Origin of the sequence: Dokdonia sinensis, assembly GCF_003688895.1 — a bacterium.
Taxonomy (GTDB): domain Bacteria; phylum Bacteroidota; class Bacteroidia; order Flavobacteriales; family Flavobacteriaceae; genus Dokdonia; species Dokdonia sinensis.
In genome coordinates this window covers 50,463-71,121 of the sequence record NZ_REFV01000003.1, presented here as the reverse complement: position 1 = coordinate 71,121, position 20,659 = coordinate 50,463, and the positions used below count along the sequence as shown (strand labels likewise).

At 38.7% G+C, this 20,659-nt stretch carries 21 protein-coding genes and 1 pseudogene; 16 read left to right on the top strand and 6 right to left on the bottom strand.

From position 1 onward, the window contains the following. Window positions 1–2 precede the first annotated feature (2 nt). From ykgO to EAX61_RS04105, 11 genes are all read left to right on the top strand, one after another. On the top strand, window positions 3–119 hold the full coding sequence (gene ykgO / locus EAX61_RS04155; RefSeq protein WP_013305171.1) for a type B 50S ribosomal protein L36: 117 nt from the start codon (window positions 3–5) through the stop codon (window positions 117–119). A gap of 5 nt (window positions 120–124) precedes the next feature. Further along, entirely contained in the window at window positions 125–499 is a 375-nt protein-coding gene (gene rpsM / locus EAX61_RS04150) for a 30S ribosomal protein S13 (RefSeq protein ID WP_121916414.1), read from the top strand. A gap of 11 nt (window positions 500–510) precedes the next feature. Next, window positions 511–894: a 30S ribosomal protein S11 gene (gene rpsK, locus EAX61_RS04145; protein ID WP_121916413.1), complete on the top strand. Its 384-nt coding sequence runs from the start codon at window positions 511–513 to the stop codon at window positions 892–894. Between the two features lie 90 nt (window positions 895–984). After that, on the top strand, window positions 985–1,590 hold the full coding sequence (rpsD, locus tag EAX61_RS04140; RefSeq protein WP_121916412.1) for a 30S ribosomal protein S4: 606 nt from the start codon (window positions 985–987) through the stop codon (window positions 1,588–1,590). A 26-nt stretch (window positions 1,591–1,616) separates the two neighbouring features. Beyond that, window positions 1,617–2,609, top strand: coding sequence for a DNA-directed RNA polymerase subunit alpha (locus tag EAX61_RS04135; protein WP_121916411.1), 993 nt, complete (start codon window positions 1,617–1,619; stop codon window positions 2,607–2,609). A gap of 103 nt (window positions 2,610–2,712) precedes the next feature. Further along, window positions 2,713–3,177 (top strand): 50S ribosomal protein L17, encoded by a 465-nt coding sequence (rplQ, locus tag EAX61_RS04130; protein ID WP_121916410.1) that lies wholly within the window; start codon window positions 2,713–2,715, stop codon window positions 3,175–3,177. Window positions 3,178–3,304: 127 nt separating this feature from the next. After that, window positions 3,305–4,417 (top strand): glutamine-hydrolyzing carbamoyl-phosphate synthase small subunit, encoded by a 1,113-nt coding sequence (gene carA / locus EAX61_RS04125; RefSeq protein WP_121916409.1) that lies wholly within the window; start codon window positions 3,305–3,307, stop codon window positions 4,415–4,417. Between the two features lie 143 nt (window positions 4,418–4,560). Then, complete coding sequence (gene eno / locus EAX61_RS04120; protein ID WP_121916408.1) at window positions 4,561–5,847, top strand: phosphopyruvate hydratase; 1,287 nt, start codon at window positions 4,561–4,563, stop codon at window positions 5,845–5,847. Between the two features lie 734 nt (window positions 5,848–6,581). After that, window positions 6,582–7,868, top strand: a complete 1,287-nt coding sequence (locus EAX61_RS04115) for a citrate synthase (protein WP_121916407.1) — start codon at window positions 6,582–6,584, stop codon at window positions 7,866–7,868. 105 nt (window positions 7,869–7,973) lie between these two features. Beyond that, on the top strand, window positions 7,974–8,474 hold the full coding sequence (locus EAX61_RS04110; RefSeq protein ID WP_161555189.1) for a GyrI-like domain-containing protein: 501 nt from the start codon (window positions 7,974–7,976) through the stop codon (window positions 8,472–8,474). 74 nt (window positions 8,475–8,548) lie between these two features. Next, entirely contained in the window at window positions 8,549–9,463 is a 915-nt protein-coding gene (locus EAX61_RS04105; RefSeq protein ID WP_121916405.1) for a dimethylarginine dimethylaminohydrolase family protein, read from the top strand. 160 nt (window positions 9,464–9,623) lie between these two features. Here EAX61_RS04105 and EAX61_RS04100 read toward each other — a convergent pair whose 3' ends face one another. After that, a complete protein-coding gene (locus EAX61_RS04100; protein WP_121916404.1) occupies window positions 9,624–10,364 on the bottom strand; it encodes a DUF7003 family protein in 741 nt (246 codons plus the stop codon). A 99-nt stretch (window positions 10,365–10,463) separates the two neighbouring features. Further along, window positions 10,464–11,627 (bottom strand): formate-dependent phosphoribosylglycinamide formyltransferase, encoded by a 1,164-nt coding sequence (purT, locus tag EAX61_RS04095; RefSeq protein WP_121916403.1) that lies wholly within the window; start codon window positions 11,625–11,627, stop codon window positions 10,464–10,466. Between the two features lie 33 nt (window positions 11,628–11,660). On the opposite strand from purT, the gene EAX61_RS04090 reads away from it, so the two are divergent. Continuing rightward, window positions 11,661–11,954: a hypothetical protein gene (locus EAX61_RS04090; protein WP_121916402.1), complete on the top strand. Its 294-nt coding sequence runs from the start codon at window positions 11,661–11,663 to the stop codon at window positions 11,952–11,954. 75 nt (window positions 11,955–12,029) lie between these two features. Continuing rightward, a pseudogene (locus EAX61_RS16740) lies at window positions 12,030–12,221 on the top strand (T9SS type A sorting domain-containing protein); the annotation flags it as partial. Window positions 12,222–12,245: 24 nt separating this feature from the next. Here EAX61_RS16740 and EAX61_RS04080 read toward each other — a convergent pair. The 4 genes from EAX61_RS04080 to EAX61_RS04065 form a co-directional block, all read right to left on the bottom strand. Then, entirely contained in the window at window positions 12,246–13,856 is a 1,611-nt protein-coding gene (locus EAX61_RS04080; RefSeq protein ID WP_161555187.1) for a S8 family serine peptidase, read from the bottom strand. Window positions 13,857–13,872: 16 nt separating this feature from the next. After that, window positions 13,873–15,657 (bottom strand): DUF885 domain-containing protein, encoded by a 1,785-nt coding sequence (locus tag EAX61_RS04075; protein WP_121916399.1) that lies wholly within the window; start codon window positions 15,655–15,657, stop codon window positions 13,873–13,875. A 136-nt stretch (window positions 15,658–15,793) separates the two neighbouring features. After that, the gene (locus EAX61_RS04070; protein WP_121916398.1) at window positions 15,794–16,978 is read right to left on the bottom strand and encodes a pyridoxal phosphate-dependent aminotransferase; all 1,185 of its coding nucleotides are present in this window, start codon (window positions 16,976–16,978) and stop codon (window positions 15,794–15,796) included. Between the two features lie 109 nt (window positions 16,979–17,087). Beyond that, window positions 17,088–18,185 carry a fatty acid desaturase family protein gene (locus tag EAX61_RS04065; protein WP_121916397.1) on the bottom strand — a complete coding sequence of 366 codons (1,098 nt, stop codon included), beginning with the start codon at window positions 18,183–18,185 and terminating at the stop codon, window positions 17,088–17,090. 196 nt (window positions 18,186–18,381) lie between these two features. On the opposite strand from EAX61_RS04065, the gene rsmG reads away from it, so the two are divergent. The 3 genes from rsmG to EAX61_RS04050 all read left to right on the top strand — a co-directional run bounded on the left by rsmG (window position 18,382) and on the right by EAX61_RS04050 (window position 20,655). Beyond that, window positions 18,382–19,011, top strand: coding sequence for a 16S rRNA (guanine(527)-N(7))-methyltransferase RsmG (gene rsmG / locus EAX61_RS04060; RefSeq protein ID WP_121916396.1), 630 nt, complete (start codon window positions 18,382–18,384; stop codon window positions 19,009–19,011). 284 nt (window positions 19,012–19,295) lie between these two features. Further along, window positions 19,296–19,868 carry an RNA polymerase sigma factor gene (locus tag EAX61_RS04055; RefSeq protein WP_121916395.1) on the top strand — a complete coding sequence of 191 codons (573 nt, stop codon included), beginning with the start codon at window positions 19,296–19,298 and terminating at the stop codon, window positions 19,866–19,868. After that, the gene (locus tag EAX61_RS04050; protein WP_121916394.1) at window positions 19,843–20,655 is read left to right on the top strand and encodes a hypothetical protein; all 813 of its coding nucleotides are present in this window, start codon (window positions 19,843–19,845) and stop codon (window positions 20,653–20,655) included. The genes EAX61_RS04055 and EAX61_RS04050 overlap by 26 nt, the downstream gene beginning before the upstream one ends. Window positions 20,656–20,659: the final 4 nt, after the last annotated feature.

Sequence of the window (20,659 nt, the reverse complement as noted above, 5' to 3'; positions counted from 1 at the left end):
ATATGAAAGTAAGAGCATCAGTAAAGAAAAGAAGTGCCGATTGCAAGATTGTACGTCGCAAAGGCAGATTATACGTAATTAACAAAAAGAACCCTAGGTTTAAACAAAGACAAGGTTAATAGTTATGGCTAGAATTGCAGGGATAGATATCCCAAAACAAAAGAGAGGTGTAATTGCATTAACTTACATCTTTGGAATCGGAAAGAGTAGAGCACAAGAAATCTTAGCAGAAGCAAAGGTGGACGTGAGTAAAAAAGTTTCAGATTGGGACGATGATGAAATTGGTCGTATACGTGACGCAGTAGGTACTTACACTATTGAAGGTGAATTACGTAGTGAAGTTCAGTTAAACATCAAACGTCTTATGGACATTGGTTGTTATCGTGGTATACGTCACCGTGTGGGTCTTCCACTTCGTGGACAACGTACTAAAAATAACTCGCGTACTAGAAAAGGAAAACGTAAAACTGTTGCAAACAAGAAGAAAGCAACTAAATAATACCTGAAGTAATGGCAAAGCAAAGTGCAAAAAAACGTAAAGTTGTTGTTGAGTCTGTAGGAGAAGCTCACGTTTCTGCTTCATTTAACAACATCCTTATCTCTTTAACAAATAAAAAGGGAGATGTAATCTCTTGGTCATCTGCCGGTAAAATGGGTTTCAGAGGTTCTAAGAAAAATACTCCTTATGCAGCTCAGGTAGCAGCGGAAGAATGTGTAAAGGTTGCTCACGAAGCAGGTTTACGTAAAGTTAAGGTTTATGTGAAAGGACCTGGTAACGGGCGTGAGTCGGCTATTCGTGCAATTCATAATGGCGGAGTAGAAGTAACAGAAATTATTGATGTTACACCTATGCCACACAATGGATGTCGTCCACCTAAGAGACGTCGCGTTTAATTAATTATAATAGTATAAATATCTGAAGGGAGCACGGTTTGCGAAGGATTGACCTTAATTCCTTACCCCCTTTAACAAACAACTTAAGAAATGGCAAGATATACTGGTCCCAAGACTAAAATCGCCCGTAAATTCGGTGAAGCGATTTTTGGAGAAGATAAATCTTTTGAAAAAAGAAATTATCCTCCAGGACAACACGGTAACAACAGACGTAGAGGAAAGAAATCTGAATACGCAATACAGTTGGCCGAAAAGCAAAAAGCAAAATACACTTATGGGATTCTAGAGCGTCAGTTCAGAAACCTTTATGACAAAGCAAACCGTGCCCCAGGAATTACGGGTGAGGTTTTACTTCAGCTTTGTGAGGGTCGTTTAGACAATGTGGTATATAGAATGGGTATATCTTCATCTAGAAGAGGTGCTCGTCAGTTAGTTTCTCACCGTCACATTACTGTAAATGGTGAACTAGTAAACATTCCTTCTTATGCTGTTAAACCAGGAGATGTTATTGCAGTTAGAGAAAAATCAAAATCTCTTACAGCTATTTCAGATTCACTACAAAATGCTTCGCACGTATACGAGTGGATAACTTGGAATAACGATAAGAAAGAAGGGACTTATGTATCTGTTCCGCAACGTCTTCAGATCCCTGAAAACATCAACGAGCAGTTCATCGTCGAATTATATTCTAAATAATATTAACCAAAGCTAGAAAACACGATATGGCAATATTAAATTTCCAGAAACCGGATAAAGTCATTATGATTGACTCTACTGATTTTGAAGGTAAATTCGAATTCAGACCTTTAGAACCAGGTTACGGGTTAACTGTAGGAAACGCTCTTAGACGAGTTTTACTTTCGTCTTTAGAAGGTTTTGCAATTACCTCAGTACGTGTTGAAGGTGTGGATCACGAGTTTTCTACATTGGCTGGTGTAGTTGAAGATGTAACTGAAATCATCTTAAATCTTAAACAAGTACGTTTCAAAAGGCAGATAGAAGAGATAGATAACGAAACTGTTACTATTTCACTTTCTGGTATTGATCAACTTACTGCTGGAGATTTTCAAAAATTTATTTCTGGATTCCAAGTGCTTAACCCTGAACTTGTGGTGGCAAATATGGACAAGAAGGTAAATTTAAATATGGAAATTACCATAGAAAAAGGTAGAGGTTATGTCCCTGCAGAAGAAAACAAAAAATCTAATGCACCATTAGGCACAATTTTTACAGATTCTATTTATACCCCTATAAGAAATGTAAAATACAGTATTGAAAATTACCGTGTTGAGCAAAAGACTGATTACGAAAAGTTGGTTTTTGAAATTATAACAGACGGTTCAATACATCCTAAGGATGCTCTTACTGAAGCGGCAAAAACATTAATTCATCACTTTATGCTCTTTTCTGATGAGCGTATTACGCTTGAGGCAGATGAGATTGCACAAACTGAGACGTATGATGAAGAATCGCTTCATATGCGTCAATTGCTTAAGACAAAACTCATTGATATGGACCTTTCGGTTCGTGCGCTGAACTGCCTTAAAGCTGCGGAAGTTGAGACTTTAGGAGATCTTGTGTCTTACAACAAAAATGATTTAATGAAGTTTAGAAACTTCGGTAAAAAATCACTTACTGAGCTTGAAGAACTTGTTAATGTTAAAGGTCTAAACTTCGGAATGGATCTTGCGAAGTATAAATTAGATAAGGATTAATAAGCTTTCGCGAAAGCGTAAGAAATAATTATATTAAGTAAACATCATATTTTACTCTCTGCACGAGGCAGATTGAGCAAGATGATGTTAAAAACCAAATGTCATGAGACACGGAAAGAAATTTAACCACTTAGGAAGAAAGACTGCTCACAGAAAGTCTATGCTTGCAAATATGGCTTGTTCTCTTATAGAACATAAAAGAATTAATACTACAGTTGCTAAGGCGAAAGCGCTTAAACAATTTGTAGAGCCTATGATTACAAAGTCAAAAGAAGATACGACTCATAACCGTCGTATTGTATTTGCAAAGCTTCGTCAGAAGGATGCAGTAACAGAGCTTTTCAGAGATGTTGCAGCAAAAATAGGAGATCGTCCAGGTGGATATACACGTATTATCAAACTAGGTAATCGTCTAGGGGATAATGCAGATATGGCAATGATTGAGCTTGTAGATTACAATGAAATCTATAATGCAGGTAAACCAGCTAAGAAGAAATCTACTCGTCGTGGTAGAAGTAAAAAAGCTGACGCACCAGTAACTCCAGTTGCAAGCAATGAGGAAGAGTAATCACTTCATCATAGAATAATATAATAAAGGGATTTGTCGTTTAGGCAAATCCCTTTTTTTATGTAATTAAATCAATTATTTTTGTACAACATTTAATGTGGTGCAATACTCAAACTAGAATGTTTATATGAAATATCAATCTAACCGTCCAGCTCTTATCTTACTTGCAGACGGCACTATTTTTCACGGAAAATCTGTAGGCAATAAAGAGGGAACTTCTTTTGGGGAAGTTTGTTTCAATACGGGAATGACTGGGTATCAGGAAATTTTTACTGATCCTTCTTATTTTGGTCAGCTCATGGTAACTACAAATGCTCACATCGGAAATTACGGTGCGACAGATGAAGAAACCGAATCAGATGGAGTTAAAATTTCAGGATTAATTTGTAGAAACTTCAGTTATACATATTCAAGACAGGGCGCTCAGGAGTCGTTACAAGAATTCTTAAATAAGAATAACCTCTTAGCAATTTCAGATGTAGATACACGTGCCTTGGTAGCTTATATAAGAGACAATGGAGCTATGAACGCCGTGATTTCTACGGAGGTCGATAATATTGAAGTGTTAAAAAAGGAACTAAGCCAGGTTCCCAGTATGAATGGACTTGAGCTTGCATCCAGAGTTTCTACAAAAGAACCTTATTTTTTTGGAGAAGAGAATGCTCCTATTAAAATTGCTGCTTTGGACATCGGTATAAAGCGTAATATACTTCGCAACCTTGCAAAGCGTGGGACGTACATTAAAGTTTTTCCATTTGATACCACCTATCAAGAGATGAAATCGTGGAATCCAGATGGTTATTTTTTGTCTAACGGGCCTGGAGATCCAGAGCCGCTGGAAAATGCTGTACAGGTAGCAAAAGATATAATTGCAGACGACAACCCGCTCTTTGGCATTTGTCTGGGACATCAAGTAATTGCGCTAGCAAATGGTATTTCTACCTACAAAATGCACAACGGGCATAGAGGAATTAATCATCCTATAAAGAATTTACTTACTGGTAAGGGTGAAGTCACTTCTCAGAACCACGGTTTTGCCATTAATCGTGAGGAGACAGAGGCAAATGCAGATCTTGAAATCACACATGTACACCTTAACGATCATACTGTTGCAGGAATTAGAATGAAAAACAAAAATTGTTTTTCTGTGCAGTATCATCCAGAGGCTAGTCCTGGCCCTAATGATGCAACCTACCTTTTTGACCAGTTTATAGACAACATTAAAAGCGTAACAGCATAGTTATTTGAACCTGATGGAAACATCAGGTTTTTCTATTTAAATAGTCACGCTTTCGCGAAAACGTTATCGTGATTACGCATCACATTTTATCTAAGAACATAAGACATATTGTACCTTTATAACAATATAAAAAGACCAAAAATATGAGTATGATAATTGATATCCACGCAAGACAAATTTTAGATTCAAGAGGTAATCCTACAGTAGAGGTAGATGTTCACACAGAAAATGGCTATATGGGTCGTGCTGCTGTTCCTTCTGGCGCCTCTACCGGTGAACACGAGGCTGTAGAGCTTCGAGATGGTGGAAAAGCATATATGGGAAAAGGAGTTCTTAGGGCAATAGATAATGTGAATGACATTATAGCTCAAGAATTGTTAGGTATATCTGTTTTTGAGCAAAATTTCATCGACCAGACCATGATTGCTCTTGACGGAACGAAAAATAAGTCAAAATTAGGAGCAAACGCTATTTTAGGTGTTTCTCTTGCTTGCGCAAAAGCCGCCGCTGCAGAACTCAATATGCCATTATATCGTTATATCGGAGGAGTGAGCGCAAATACACTTCCAGTTCCTATGATGAATATCATAAATGGAGGATCACATAGTGACGCTCCAATTGCTTTTCAAGAATTTATGGTAATGCCTGTAAAAGCAGAGACCTTTACGCACGCAATGCAAATGGGTACAGAAATATTTCATAATCTCAAAAAAGTCCTGCACGATAGAGGATTGAGCACAGCGGTAGGTGACGAAGGAGGATTTGCTCCTAAACTAGAAGGTACAGAAGATGCATTAGACTCAATTAAGCTAGCAGTAGAAAAAGCTGGATATAAATGGGGAGACGAAGTTATGGTGGCATTAGACTGCGCTGCTGCCGAATTTTATGTAAACGGAAGATATGACTACAAGAAATTTGAAGGTGATACAGGTGTAATAAGAACAAGCGAGGAGCAGGCAGATTATCTTGCAGAACTTGCTGCAAACTACCCTATCATCTCTATAGAAGATGGAATGGATGAGAATGACTGGGATGGCTGGAAATATCTTACTGATAAAATTGGAGATAAAGTACAACTCGTTGGTGACGATTTATTTGTTACAAATGTTGAGCGACTATCTAAAGGAATTAAAAACAACATTGCCAATTCAATTCTTATTAAAGTTAATCAAATAGGTACCCTTACAGAGACCATAGCAGCGGTTAATATGGCGCACAATGCAGGATACACATCTGTGATGTCACATCGTTCTGGCGAAACGGAGGATAATACAATAGCAGATCTGGCAGTTGCACTTAATACGGGGCAGATTAAAACAGGCTCTGCTTCTAGATCTGACCGTATGGCAAAATATAATCAGTTACTTCGTATAGAGGAGAGCTTAGGGACAACAGCTTATTTTCCAAAGCAAAACGCTTTTAAAATCTAAAAACTGATTATTTAAATTTATTAAAAACCTCTCAGAATTGAGAGGTTTTTTTATGTAAAACAACGACAAATGACATTTTGATCCTGTTTAAATGTAAGTTTTACTGGTTTATTCTAATGGAAATCTTCCTTTTTGTATCTTTTTGTTCCTCTAGGAGTATTGTTTTCAACAAAATTTATTTATTTAAATAATTAATAATCAAATAGTTGTATTTTATTTTTTAATAAGTAAGAAAAATATTACACACACAAAACAGTATAAGTGAGCATTTTAGCTACTTTTCTAATCCCAAATGTTATGAACGTCGCTTAGAGAATACCTACTGCGATTTGATATTGGTTTTACTTTCGCGAAAGCGATCTAAAAAAGATCACTCTCCCGAATTTTTTTGAAATCGCACTTCTCAATGACTTCATACCCGGCAATTAGAATTACCATGAGCTATAACAAGTGTAAATGACGATTTTAAGTTGGGTAAGAGAACGGGTCGGTTTGACCTTGTGTTAGTCACCCGTTCTTTTTTAAAAACATACTTCAGGAGACTGGAGTTTATTTTGAAGTTGGGTAAAAAGGCTTGTGCTATGGTGCAAGTCTTTTTTTATGGAATAAAACGAAAATTCATTTTAAGCTTTTTTTAACCTGCTGTGGTAGGTAAATGTTAATAAAAGCGACTCTTTTTTCGTAATTTAGCATTCCTCAAAAAAAGATAATCACAATAAAACGATAATAAGAGAATGGCAGACAAGGCGACACTAACGATAGACGGACAGAGCTATGAATTTCCTATCATTACAGGAACTGAGCAGGAGAGAGCAATAGATATCAAAACGCTCAGAGGAGCAACAGGAGGTGTCACTACAATTGATCCTGGTTATAAAAATACTGGATCTTGTCAGAGCGCAATTACTTTTTTAGACGGTGAAGAAGGAATTTTGCGCTACCGTGGTTACGCTATTGAGGCACTAGCAGAAAAAGCAAGCTTTTTAGAAGTAGCTTACCTATTGATTTTTGGAGAACTTCCGACTCAGGTTCAACTAGATAAATTTGATAAAGACATTAAGGCTGAGTCGCACGTAGACGAGGACATGAAGAAAATCCTAGATGGTTTTCCTAAATCAGCTCATCCTATGGGTGTTTTGAGCGCATTAACGTCTGCCCTTATAGCCTTCAACCCATCTTCGGTAAATGTAGATTCAGAAGAAGATATGTACAGGACCATAGTAAAATTACTTGCTAAGTTTCCTGTTCTTGCTGCATGGGCTATGCGCAAGAAAAAAAGCCAGCCACTTGACTATGGCGATAACTCGCTAGGCTACGTTGAGAATCTGCACAAAATGATGTTTGCAAAACCTAATGAAGAATACAAAGTAGATAAAGCTGTTATAGACGCTTTAGATAAATTACTCATCTTACACGCAGACCACGAGCAAAACTGTTCGACAAGTACAGTACGTATGGTAGGGTCATCACACGCGGGACTATTTGCATCTATATCTTCTGGAATATGTGCACTTTGGGGACCATTACACGGCGGTGCAAACCAGGCGGTTATTGAGATGCTCGAAAGTATTAAAGAAGACGGTGGCGATACCAAAAAATATATGGCTAAGGCAAAGGATAAAGAAGATCCTTTCCGTTTGATGGGCTTCGGTCACCGCGTGTACAAGAATTTTGACCCACGTGCAAAAATCATAAAAGTTGCTGCAGATGACGTTTTAAATCAGTTAGGAATCGAAGACCCGGTTCTTGATATCGCAAAAGGTCTTGAGAAGGAAGCTCTGGAAGATTCTTATTTTGTAGATCGTAAGTTGTATCCTAATGTAGATTTTTATTCTGGAATTATATACCGAGCATTAGACATACCTGTAGAGATGTTTACGGTAATGTTTGCCTTAGGCCGTCTTCCGGGATGGATAGCACAATGGAAAGAGATGAGGGAAAACAAAGAACCTATAGGTCGTCCACGTCAAGTGTATACCGGAGAAAACTTTAGAGAATTCAAAGAAGTTTCAAAAAGATAGATCAGAACGTATAAAGTTATTCATTAAAGAGCGAGCATTGTGCTTGCTCTTTTTTTATAATCCATTTTGCTTTCGCGAAAGCGTAAAAATTTTATCTTCACTTTCGTGAAAACAAAACTATTCCGAGACCCAAAAGTTATAAAAAGAGAGGCTATCCATATCGTTGGGATACACAGCCGAATGTCTCTTGCAGAAAATACGACACAACAATTGTGGCAATCATTCGGACCTCGTAAAAAGGAAATTGTGCACAGGGCAGATGCTGGTAGCTATAGTATCCAGATATACGATGATTCATTCCTGAAGGAGCCATTTCTTCCCACCACATTTTTTGAGAAGTGGGCAGGAGTGGCTGTAATGAGTTTTAAAAAGATTCCTCAAGGATTGGAAGTTTTACAGATTCCAGAAGGACATTGGGCTGTATTTGAATATCAGGGACTACCGCGAGATTTTGGGGATTTAGTAAAATATGTGATGACAGATTGGTTGCCTCATTCTCCGTATGAATTGGACGCTCGTCCTCAGTTTGAATATATGGATGAGAATTATAAAGGTCCTATGGATCCATTATCTCAAGAAGAATTTTGGGTGCCACTTGTAAAATAACAGTGTTTATGATTCCATTTATTTTCCAATTTTTAAATTGATATTTTAAGGTTTGGAATTTTTATCTTCGCTTTATGCTTAAACTCAATGTACAGAATGAAACCTCTCGCCTTAGAGCAGTAGTCCTAGGAACTGCCAAAAGTAATGGTCCTACACCAAAACTGGAGGATGCTTATGACCCTAAGTCTGCACTTCACTTGCGTGAGGGCACATATCCCTTAGAAAAAGATATGGTGCCAGAGATGGAAGCTGTGGCTGCAGTTTTTCATAAATACGATGTACAGGTGTTTAGGCCAGAAATAATAAAGAATCTTAATCAGATTTTTACTAGGGACATTGGTTTTGTTATTGACAATAGGTTCTTTAAGGCTAACATTCTTCCAGACCGAGAAGAGGAAATTGATGCGATACAGCATGTGATAAATCAAGTGCCAGCGACGCACGTTTTTAGATTGCCCGAAGAGGCACATATTGAAGGTGGTGATGTTATGCTAGCAGATGACCACATTTTTATAGGCACCTACCGTGGTGACGATTATTCAGACTATATCATTGCCCGAACTAATATGCTGGCAGTAGGAATGATTCAGGAGCTTTTTCCTAGAAAGAAAGTGATGTCTTTTGATTTAAGGAAATCAAATACCGACCCATACAGCAACGCACTTCATCTAGACTGCTGTTTCCAACCCGTGGGAAAAGGAAAAGCCATTCTCCACAAAAATGGGTTTCTACAAGAGAAAGAGTATGAGTGGCTGGTAAAATTTTACGGAAAAGAAAACATATTTGAAATTACTGCAGAGGAAATGTTTAACATGAACTCAAACATCTTCAGTATTTCTCCAGAGGTTGTTATTTCTGAGCGCAATTTCACCAGATTGAATACTTGGTTGCGCAATCAGGATATTACTGTTGAGGAAGTGCCCTATGCAGAGATTGCAAAGCAGGAGGGGTTGTTACGATGTAGTACGTTGCCTTTAATTAGGGATTGATTCTAAATTTTCCTTCTCGAATTATAGAAGGAAATTAAAGATGAAACTCTTTATTTTATATTGCTGATAGTGATGCTTTAGATTGCTTGCGCTTAATTTATTTCTAAATAATGTTGCAGCTTATTTGTATGCTGAATTGCAAGTTAGGGCGCCTACTAATTTACAATGTTCCTCCAGCAGGCCAATTTTTCCAATGATTATTTGGTTTTACATTCGGCTTGTAAAGTTCTGTATTTCCAGTTTCCAAGACCTTTGCTATTTGCTGAAATGTTTCATTTCTACTAGGAAGTTCAGAGTCAGCGCAGTCAGGATGATTCCATTCGGTTAATTCCATAATTTGTGGCAGGTCCCTTGGGATTCGTGTTCTAATCTCGTTTTCAGTTGCCTCAAAGTCTTTATTATGTTCAGGTTCTAAACCTCTCAAAAATTCCCAAATAAAAATTTTATCATCTTCTTCTAACTCAATACCCTTATTTATGTAAAATTTCCGATTATGATTAATAGCGATTTCATTTTTTCGCAATATCATAGTCTTCGATTTTGGATTTAAACTTTCTTCGTATTCGTCATCGAAAGTTGGATGATCTGAACTACTATCCGTTATATAAAGAAAATTAGCGTTATCAGTTCCAGGTTTTGTGTCAATACAGTTTCCGTATGTGTGCAAACAGTTGCTAATTCCATTGTGTCCGCCACTACGATAATTAAATCCTATAACCTCAATAATTAAAGCCCAGCGATTACCATCTCTGTATGCGCTCAACTTCGAGTGAACAGGATAGATATATCCATTATCAAGCATTGGAAAAGTGAAATCGTTTGCGCACCTATCAAGTTGTTCTAAAATATCCTCTGCCGTATATTCTTTTTTGCGCTTAAATCCGAAAATGTTCATTCCCATTTACAGTCACTATTTAGATAATAGATTTTAATATAGATATAATGTAATGATTGTAATACGTGCAATTTGGTTTACAATCCATATTCTTTAACACGTTTGTTAATACACCCGCACCTTTCCCGCCAATTCTTTAGCTCGTTTCGTCACAGTTTCTATATCTCCACCTAAGTCATCATAGGCAACCACAACACCCATCCTGCGATATGGTCGAGAACTCGGTTTTCCAAATAACCTAAAGTCTGACTTTGGAGCAATAGCGACCGTTTCAATTCCTTCAAAACGAGGATTGTCACTATGAGCGCTTGCCAGAATAACCGCACTGGCTCCAATACGCTCTTGTGTAATCTCGGGAATAGGCAATCCTAAAACTGCTCTCAGGTGTAATTCAAACTCATTAAAGTTTTGTGTATTTCCTAAAGTTACCATTCCAGTATCGTGTGGTCGGGGAGAGAGCTCAGAGAAGTAAACGCCATCATCTGCTATAAAGAATTCTACACCCCAGAGTCCTGCGCCTCCCAAAGCTTCTGTGACCTGCGCGGCCATATCCTGGGCAGTTTTGAGATGTATGTCTTCCATTGTGGCGGGTTGCCAACTTTCCTGATAATCACCACGTTCCTGGCGGTGTCCTATGGGTGGGCAAAAGAGTGTTTTGCCATCGCGCTGCGTTACTGTGAGTAAGGTGATTTCATAATTAAAGTTTACAAAGGCCTCTACTATAACTTCGGCGACATCGCCTCTGGAGCCTTCTTGGGAATATTCCCAGGCCTTTTGGATATCGGCTTCGGTTTTTATGGTAGATTGTCCTTTTCCGCTAGAGGACATTAAGGGTTTCACGACGCATGGCATTCCGACATATTTTACAGCTTCTTTTAACGCTTTCGCGGAAGTGGCATATTCATATTTCGCCGTTTTTAGTCCTAAATCTTTTGCAGCGAGGTCTCGTATGGCCTTTCGGTTCATAGTGTAATTTGCAGCCTTGGCACTGGGTACTATTGTATATCCTTGCTTTTCATACTCGTAAAAACGTTCTGTGCGTATGGCTTCGATTTCGGGAACGATGTAGTCTGGTTTGTGTTTGGCAACAATAGCATCCAGCGCATCGCCGTCTAGCATATTAATGACTTCATAACCGTGTGCAACTTGCATTGCTGGTGCGTTTTCATAACTGTCTACCGCAATTACGGTCTGGCCTATGCGCTGTGCGGCAATTACAAATTCTTTACCGAGTTCTCCTGAGCCTAGGAGTAGGATTTTCTTTTTCAAAATAAGTGTCTTTAATTATCTAAGGTACTTATTATGAGGAAAATTTTAATCACTACGGTCATATTAGTTTATTGGATATCGTGTCTAAAAGCTCAAAATGCCGAGATCCAATTCATTCACAATGCTGCAGACTTTAATGGTATCGGTGGGAATGTCCTTTCGGCATTTGAGTACTATACGACTTTGGAATTGGAAGCTCCGGGGTTTCCAGATTATTCAGGTCAAGCAGTAATTATGCTGTTAACAGGTGTTGAGGATCCTGATGCATTTGAGAATGGTGAATCTTTTGATGCCTATCTTTTAGGTCCTAAAGGTGGGAATTTTTAGCCATTATTGTCCATAGAGGAAAAATGTAATGCAACGTTTAAGTTATAACCTAAATCAACAGATGATTTCCTATGTGTACAAAGTCAAGTTCCATTATCAGGGTATAAAATTTATGATATACGTGGGGTGTTGATTAAACAAAATACCTTTATGGCGAGAACTAAAGTAAGTTTAAGCCTAGAAGGTCTAGAAGGAGGAATTTACTTTTTTACAATATATAATCTCGCAAGTAATACGTCTGTCACTAAGCGGATTATAAACAAATAAATCAAGTATGGAGGTGCTATTTTTTCATTTAACAATAAGCTTCTTAAAATGACTATTGCCATTTCCGTTTGTGATTTGTAGTATGTAAAGACCACTAATTAATCTCGGTATCTTGAGGCCATTGTTACTGTCTTGATATTGTATTCTTTCTAACACCTGCTGCCCTGAACTGTTGATGATTTTCAAATCTAGTTTTTCTGAAGTGCCAATTCTTAAAACTCCAGTTGAGGCAATAGGATTGGGGTAAACGGGAAAAGTAGCTAAATTATTTTCAACAATGGAGAGACTGGCATTTTGTAAAGCGTCATGGGCATTTATGCGACCGTGACCAAAAAAGTTGTCGAATCCAGGGGTGTCCTCATTTGCTGGACCCACTTCATCTTGAGAGGTTGCTATCAGAATATTATTGATTTCGTCTACCGTGAGATTAGGGTCTAACGATTTTAACAAGGAAATTACTCCCGCAACATGAGGAGCGCCTTGTGACGTGCCTCCCCAGTAGGTGTTGTAATTAGTATCAGAATCATACTTTGCTCCATATATATAATTTCCTGGGGCTACATAGTCTAAAGCTGGTCCATAGTTACTGCCACTTGTGGAACTCCAAAAAAAAGGAGAGGAACGAGAGTCATCAGGATTTGTAGAGCCTACAGCGATTGAGTTTTCATATTGTGCGGGATACTGAATAACACCATCTTGGTTTCCAGTAGAAATTACAATGGGCACATCTTGAGAGTAACAATAATTTATGGCCGCCTCTAATGCGGTTGAGGAAGAGTTTCCTCCTATAGACATATTTATAACATCACATCCATTGTCTACGGCATAATAAATTGCTTCAATCATTGAAGAATAGAAGCCTGAATTATTGCTGTCTAGTGCCTTGATAGTCATTATTTTTGAGTTCCAGTTCACCCCAGCATAACCGATGTCGTTATTTCCTGTCATTCCTAATATGCTTGTAACATTAGTACCGTGACCGTGATCATCCGTAGGGTCGGAATCTTCATTTACAAAATCCCATCCATAAATGTCATCCACATATCCATTATTGTCAGAATCTAAACCATCCTCAGTCTCAGCATTATTAATCCAGATTCGATTTTCGAATTCAGGATGATTTAAACGGAGGCCAGAATCTATGACACCTATTATTAAATCCGGATCTCCAGTTGTAATTTCCCAAGCCTCTAACATGTCAATATCAGCATCTTGCGTTGCAGGAGAGAGCGAGAAGGTGCCTTCGTTATTCATAGACCATTGTCTGCTCTCAAATAGCGGGTCATTGGGATCTGATACTCTTCGTCCAGCGCCAGTCATAGTAAAATCATTCTCTACAAATTTTATGTAATCTAAGCCTTTATAGAATGATGCTATTTCATTAATTTCATAATTACCTAGAGCAAAAGAAAGAACATAGGTGTCATTTGTTTTATGGCTTCCTATATTTCTCAAGGACTGAACGTCAAACAAGTCATTGAGAAGCTGAAATTCCTCAGCCTGAATCAAACTTTTGATTTCTGAAGAGGAATATTTTTCTTTAAATTTTAATATAAGCCTGTCAGCTGCATAATCGCCTTCCTGAGCAAATATTAAACTAGGAAGTATAAAAAGTATGGGAAATAAATATTTCATTATAATAAATTGGGATTTATATCTTGTTTTCTTTAATCCATTCATCAATCTTCTCTTCAAGCACCGCCAGCGGGATACATCCCGTTTCCAAAACTTGCTTGTGATATTCGCGGATGTCAAATTTGTTTCCTAACGCCGCTGAAGCACGATCACGCAACTCACGTATTTTAAGTTGACCGATCTTGTAGGAAAGCGCCTGTCCTGGCATAGCCATATAGCGTTCAATTTCTGAGATGATACTGGCCTCACTTTCGGCTTCGTTTTCTAGGCAGTATGCGATGGCTTTCTCACGAGACCAGCCTTTGGTGTGGATTCCGGTGTCAACAACGAGACGCACGGCGCGATGCATTTCCGCTCCCAGTGTTCCGAAATATTGATACGGGTCTGTATAAAGCCCAAGTTCTTTTCCAAGCGATTCTGAATATAAAGCCCAGCCCTCGCCATAAGCACTGTACCAAAGTGTTTTCCTAAACTGTGGTAACACCTCACTTTCTTGAGTTAAAGAAATCTGAAAGTGATGCCCCGGAATGGCCTCATGTAGAAATAATGATTCATCAGAATAAACATTGTAGGTAGCAGCATCTGGAATGGGGACATAAAATATACCAGGGCGCGTGCCGTCAAGCGATCCTGGATTGTACTCTGCACTGGCACTTTTTTCTCTAAAAGCTTCTGTGCGACGCACCTCAAAAGCCGTTTTAGGCTGTACACTAAATAGCTGATTCACTTGTGGCTTGATGGTCTCAAGCATCTCTTTAAAGTTGGCAATGATTTCTTCAGGAGTATCATAAGGCATCAATTTTTTGTTTGAACGCACGTCGTTAAAAAACTCTTGAAGTGTCCCTTTAAAGCCAACTTGCGCTTTTACCTTTTCCATTTCGGTGCGTATGCGGGCAACCTCGCTCAGGCCAAGATTATGAATCTCATCTGCCGTCATATTCGTGGTCGTATAATATTTTATGGCATATTTATAATATTCAGAACCATCTGATAACTCTGAATATCCAGAACTATCGCGCCCAGCATCCATATATTCTCCTGCGAGAAAGTCGCGCATTTTTGCATACGCAGGAATTACCTTCCCCTCAATCATCTTCTTGTAATCTGTACGGATGATATTTTTGTCTTCCTCAGTCATTCCTTCTGGGAAATTTGTGACAGGGGTATAGAAGAGGTGATTTTCCACATCTGGTTGTGCCATTGCATCCATTTGTGGCACTACCTTTTTGATAAGTGACTTAGGAAGGACATAACCTTCTTCTATGCCCTTGCGCATGTTAGCCTCAGCACTATTGAGCCATACGAGGTAATCATCTACTCGCAGTTGCCAGTTGCGGTAATCCTCTGTTGTTTTAAATGGTTGTGCACTTGCACCACTTGCCAGCTGACCGAACATTAAATGTGGCGACCACATCTGGTCTATGGGCATCAGGTCTTTTTTATATTCCATTCCCTCCAGATTTACATTAATATCCCACAAGAGGACTTCCTTGCTCATCTGCTCCGTTTCACTCAGATTTTCATCATCGTAAGTTACAAGCGCATCTTTGTATTTATTATAATACGCCTTCAACTCTTGTTTATATTCGGCAGAAAGGACATCTGGAAACTGGTCATTGTAGCGATTGTCACCCGTCATCGTCGCATTAAGTGGATTTAACTTAAGCCCTTCCTCATAATAATCATCCAGAAGCGTGTTAAAGGCAACTTCATTTTTGGGAGTCTCTTCGGTTTCTTTGGTTTCGTTTTTACAGGCGATAAGTGTTACTAAGGCTAGTCCTGCGAGTAGTATTTTTTTCATTTGGTTTTGCTTTCGCGAAAGCGTACTATTTCACGCCCTCAATGGTTTACTATACTAAGATACCTATAAAAAAGAAATGCCACCTCACAATGAGATGGCATTAAGATCATTATTTGGATCTGTGCTTAAACGAAACCTAGGATACTGCCTCCTTCACACGTTTCATCGCTTCTTTAATATTATCCACACTCGCCGCGTATGATATACGGATACAATCTGGATTTCCAAAAGCAACTCCGGTTACCGTGGCAACATTTGCCGCCTCCAGTAAGTAGAGAGAGAAGTCAGTTGCATTTTCAATTTTTGTGCCGCCCAGTGTTTTACCGAAATAGTGAGAGATATTAGGGAATACATAAAACGCACCTTCTGGCTCATTACACTGAAAACCTGGGATGTCTGACAATAGATCGAGAATAAGTTTACGTCTATTCTTAAACTCATCTACCATATACTTTACCTTGCTCACGGGTGCCTCCAGAGCTGTAATTACTGCACGCTGAGCGATACAGTTAGTCCCGCTGGTAATCTGTCCCTGCATCTTGTTGCAAGCGCGAGCGATATATTCTGGTCCACCTATGTATCCTACACGCCACCCGGTCATTGCAAAGGCTTTTGAAACGCCGTTTACCGTAACTGTGCGGTCGTACATATCTGGAAACTGTGCCATACTTGCGTGTGCTCCTACATAATTTATATGCTCATAAATCTCGTCACTTACCACAACGATTTGAGGGTGTTTAGCCAGCACATCTGCAAGGGCGCGTAATTCTTCTTTACTGTATATGGAACCCGATGGATTACAAGGTGAACTGTACCAAAGCATTTTTGTTTTTGGCGTAATGGCAGCCTCGAGTTGAGAAGCGGTCATTTTAAAATCGGTTTCGATAGAGGTTTTTACTTCTACGGGAACACCTTCGGCGATTTTTACGATATCTGCATAGCTTACCCAGTAAGGACAGGGTAAAATAACTTCATCGCCAGGGTCTAGACAAACTAAGGCAATGTTTGCCAGAGATTGCTTTGCTCCAGTAGAAACTACAATTTGCGGTAGCTTGTAATCTAGATTGTTATCGCGTTTAAATTTTGTGATTATTGCTTCCTTGAGGTCTACATAACCATCTACAGGAGTGTAAGAATTATAATTATCGTTTACAGCTTGAATGGCCGCGTCTTTGATAAAATCAGGAGTGTTGAAATCTGGTTCCCCCAGACTGAGTCCTATAATATCTTTGCCTTCGGCTCTTAATTCTCTTGCTTTTGCAGCCATTGCTAGCGTCGCGCTGGTTGCCATATTTGTCACTCTAGTAGATAATTTACTCATTCTAGCCTATGCTTTTCTGGTTATACAAAATTTACAATGCAAGGTAACAAAAAGCGCCAAATCCTTATGAGATTTGGCGCTTGATATTTTCTGAAAAATTCACCTGTTTTTATGCAGATATCGCAGGTTGCATTCCCATCTCACGTAAGTGGCGGAAGTGAGCCGCAAGCGCTTTACGAGTCGTTTTGTACTCAAAGTAAGGTAGGTTGAACTCTTGTGCAGTTTCCTTTACAATCTTACTAATCTTTGTGTAGTGCACGTGACTGATGTGTGGGAAAATATGGTGTTCTACCTGGTGATTCAGACCGCCAGAGAACCAGTTCATAATTTTATTTTTAGTACTAAAGTTAACGGTAGTAAATAACTGGTGTATTGCCCACGTATTTTTCATCGTTCCCGTTTCATCTGGAAGTGGCATATGCGCATCTTCTACCATATGTGCAAGTTGGAAAATAACACTTAAGATTACTCCAGCTGTATAATGCATAATAAAAAAGCCTAGAAGGATTTTCCACCAAGTGATATCAAAAAACACAAGAGGTATTACTAGCCAGATGGCTACATAAATAAGTTTTGTAATTACGAGGGTACTCCATTGCTTTGTAGGGCTCTGTAATTTACCATAAGATAATTTACGTTTGATATAACGTTTCATCTGTGTGATATCTGCCGTAATTACCCAGTTTATGGTGAGTAAACCATACAAGATAAAGGAATAATATTGTTGGAATTTGTGGTGCTTGCGCCACTCGCTATGCTTTGAAAATCGAAGTATACGTCCCGCTTCCATATCCTCATCGTGGCCGTGAATATTTGTATAGGTATGGTGCAATACATTATGTTGTACTTGCCAGTTAGACCTGTTTCCAGCTAAGATGTAAATGGAACTTCCCATTAATTTGTTGACCCATTTTTTGCTAGAGAATGACCCGTGATTACCATCGTGCATCACATTCATACCAACGCCAGCCATCCCGACACCCATTAATATTGTAAGTAGGAGTTGCACCCACCACGGCATATCAAGCGTCATAAACAAAAAGTAAGGAACGAGATACATAGAGAACATTACAATGGCCTTTATATATAATTTCCAGTTTCCTGTGCGCTTTATTTCATTCTCTTTAAAGTAGGTATTCACGCGTTTGTTGAGTGTTCGGAAGAATTTAGCCGAATCTACACGTGAGAATTTAATGGTAGTATCCATATTTTATTTTTTAAGGGTAAGCGCAGTTTTGTGTCAAATATTGCGCTTAGTGGTATTTTGTATAGGTACGCTTTCGCGAAAGCGTAAATAATAAATTACCAACGAGTAAAAATAAACATATATTCTCCACGATAGAAGTTATGAGCAAAATTTAACGCGGTAATTTGAGTATTTTTGCTCGAGAATAGCGGACCCTATGGATATCATCTTAAAATATTTTCCAGATTTAACAGAGACTCAAAAGGCTCAATTTGAGCAACTCAGGGTTTTGTACGAAGACTGGAATCTTAAAATAAACGTCGTCAGCCGAAAGGATATTGATGAGATCTATCTACGTCACGTGCTTCATTCTTTGGGGATTGCAAAGGTGCAACGATTCAAACCAGGGTCAAAAATTCTAGACGTAGGAACTGGAGGTGGTTTTCCAGGCGTTCCTCTTGCGATACTGCATCCTGAAGTAGATTTTCATCTGGTAGACAGCATCGGTAAAAAAATTAAAGTAGTTAATGAGGTTGTGGACGGGCTCGGAATTACGAACGTCAAGACCACAAATGACCGCGTCGAGAATGTACCAGGTCAATATGATTTTATCGTCTCAAGAGCAGTTGCCCAAATGGAAACATTTGTGCGCTGGGTGAAAGGCCATATTGCCAAAAAAAGTAACCACGAACTTAAAAACGGAATCCTATATCTTAAAGGAGGAGACCTGAGTGAAGAACTCCAGAAATATACTACTGCAAAAATCTACCACCTGCCGAGTTTTTTTAAAGAAGATTTTTTCGAGACTAAAAAGGTGGTGCATCTTCCTATGAAGTACAAAGGGTAACTTTAGGAAATCGAAACCGAAGCGAGTCGTCATTTCGACGATAAGAGAAACTCATAGAAGTAAGCTCAATCAATTTAGTAAGCGGTACATCACGAATCTTGAGCGTAGCCGAAGGGTGGGTTTTAACGATCCTACTCTCTTGTTTATAAATTTGATTGCTGTGCCATAAGCTATCGATTACTACTTTCTAATTTCGTTTTTCTATTTTAATCAAAAAAGTTTTCCCCTCAGGCAACCTTTTAGAAAACTCCTGCGTCTATATAAATAGAAACCATCAATCAAGTATGAGAATCATACAACTCAATAGTGAGAAACAACTTATAAAACGAGCCATTAAAGGGCAACGGGATGCGCAACGTGAGCTTTACGAACAACACGCTTCTAAAATGCTCAGCGTGTGTCGCTACTATATAAAAGATGTCCATCAAGCTGAAGAGGCAATGTGCAACGGATTTTTAAAAGTGTTCACACATCTATCGAGTTTTAAAGGCGAAGGGAGTTTCGAAGGTTGGATTCGTAGGATTATGGTAAGAGAGAGTATTTCCTATCTACGCGCAGTAAAGAAATTATACTTTTCTGAAGATGGAACAATTGAAAGCAATGAATCTATAAATAATATTCAATCCAGTTTTGAAGTAGAGCATTTGCAGGAAATGATAGATGATTTGCCCGAAGGTTACCGCGTCGTATTTATCATGTATGCCATAGAGGGATACAAGCATCAGGAAATTGCAAAGGAACTAGGTATTTCAGAAAGCACTTCAAAAAGTCAACTTTTTAAAGCGCGCAAGCAATTACAGATAAGATTAAAAGAACTTAATAACTATAGCTATGGCACCGATAAAGCTAGAAGATAATATGAAAGAACGCTTGGAAGAGCGTCGCATCGCTCCCACGGGCGCTGCGTGGGACCGCATATCGAGCAAGCTTGATAACGAGAAAGGGAAAAAGAAAGGTACAATCGTACTTTGGTCTGCAATCGCCGCAAGTTTTGTAGGAGGGGCACTTATAACCTTATTTGTATTGAGCAACGATGTGTCTCCTAACGATTCAAATTTTGTAGAGGCACCTCAAGAGGAGAGCACCAAGTCTGAGGAAATAGTAGCGCCACAGATAATTAATGATTCTAAAAATGTTGAGGTTGTTCAAACGAACGAAGTAATGCAATCGTCTAATGAATCAAAGGAAGATATCTCTGAGCCATTAAATAAATCTCAAAAAAGAGAAGCGGAATCAGCTATCGTAGTAAACAAATCGAAATCATTTAAACAAATAAGTAACCCTGTACTCACCGATGAAAAAACGAACGGAGGAACAGTCATTGTGGAAAATAGTATAGATAAGCCTACGCAGGAAAGTCCCATACTGAAAAATAGCATTGATAAGAAAATTAAGGAAATTATGACACAAGTAGATGTTAATGCTGTGACAGACACAGAGGTTGATGCCTTATTAAAACAAGCCCGGCGGGAAATAATAAGTGCTAGTGTTTTTGACCAGCAATCTAATAAGGTAGATGCAAATGCCCTATTGCTGGATGTAGAGGCAGACATAGACCCAGAAACATTTAAAGACAAAGTCTTCGGTATACTTAAGGAAGGGTTTTACACCGCCAGAGATGCCGTAGCAGATAGAAATAATTAAAATT

Coding starts and splice junctions, on each gene's coding strand:
- EAX61_RS04100 (WP_121916404.1), bottom strand. CDS start 10,364: ATGGGAATGAACATTTTCGGATTTAAGCGCAAAAAAGAATATACGGCA.
- EAX61_RS04105 (WP_121916405.1), top strand. CDS start 8,549: ATGCTTAAACTCAATGTACAGAATGAAACCTCTCGCCTTAGAGCAGTA.
- carA (WP_121916409.1), top strand. CDS start 3,305: ATGAAATATCAATCTAACCGTCCAGCTCTTATCTTACTTGCAGACGGC.
- EAX61_RS04090 (WP_121916402.1), top strand. CDS start 11,661: ATGAGGAAAATTTTAATCACTACGGTCATATTAGTTTATTGGATATCG.
- EAX61_RS04055 (WP_121916395.1), top strand. CDS start 19,296: ATGAGAATCATACAACTCAATAGTGAGAAACAACTTATAAAACGAGCC.
- EAX61_RS04080 (WP_161555187.1), bottom strand. CDS start 13,856: ATGAAATATTTATTTCCCATACTTTTTATACTTCCTAGTTTAATATTT.
- EAX61_RS04050 (WP_121916394.1), top strand. CDS start 19,843: ATGGCACCGATAAAGCTAGAAGATAATATGAAAGAACGCTTGGAAGAG.
- EAX61_RS04115 (WP_121916407.1), top strand. CDS start 6,582: ATGGCAGACAAGGCGACACTAACGATAGACGGACAGAGCTATGAATTT.
- rsmG (WP_121916396.1), top strand. CDS start 18,382: ATGGATATCATCTTAAAATATTTTCCAGATTTAACAGAGACTCAAAAG.
- EAX61_RS04070 (WP_121916398.1), bottom strand. CDS start 16,978: ATGAGTAAATTATCTACTAGAGTGACAAATATGGCAACCAGCGCGACG.
- EAX61_RS04065 (WP_121916397.1), bottom strand. CDS start 18,185: ATGGATACTACCATTAAATTCTCACGTGTAGATTCGGCTAAATTCTTC.
- EAX61_RS04075 (WP_121916399.1), bottom strand. CDS start 15,657: ATGAAAAAAATACTACTCGCAGGACTAGCCTTAGTAACACTTATCGCC.
- rplQ (WP_121916410.1), top strand. CDS start 2,713: ATGAGACACGGAAAGAAATTTAACCACTTAGGAAGAAAGACTGCTCAC.
- rpsD (WP_121916412.1), top strand. CDS start 985: ATGGCAAGATATACTGGTCCCAAGACTAAAATCGCCCGTAAATTCGGT.
- eno (WP_121916408.1), top strand. CDS start 4,561: ATGAGTATGATAATTGATATCCACGCAAGACAAATTTTAGATTCAAGA.
- EAX61_RS04135 (WP_121916411.1), top strand. CDS start 1,617: ATGGCAATATTAAATTTCCAGAAACCGGATAAAGTCATTATGATTGAC.
- ykgO (WP_013305171.1), top strand. CDS start 3: ATGAAAGTAAGAGCATCAGTAAAGAAAAGAAGTGCCGATTGCAAGATT.
- rpsK (WP_121916413.1), top strand. CDS start 511: ATGGCAAAGCAAAGTGCAAAAAAACGTAAAGTTGTTGTTGAGTCTGTA.
- rpsM (WP_121916414.1), top strand. CDS start 125: ATGGCTAGAATTGCAGGGATAGATATCCCAAAACAAAAGAGAGGTGTA.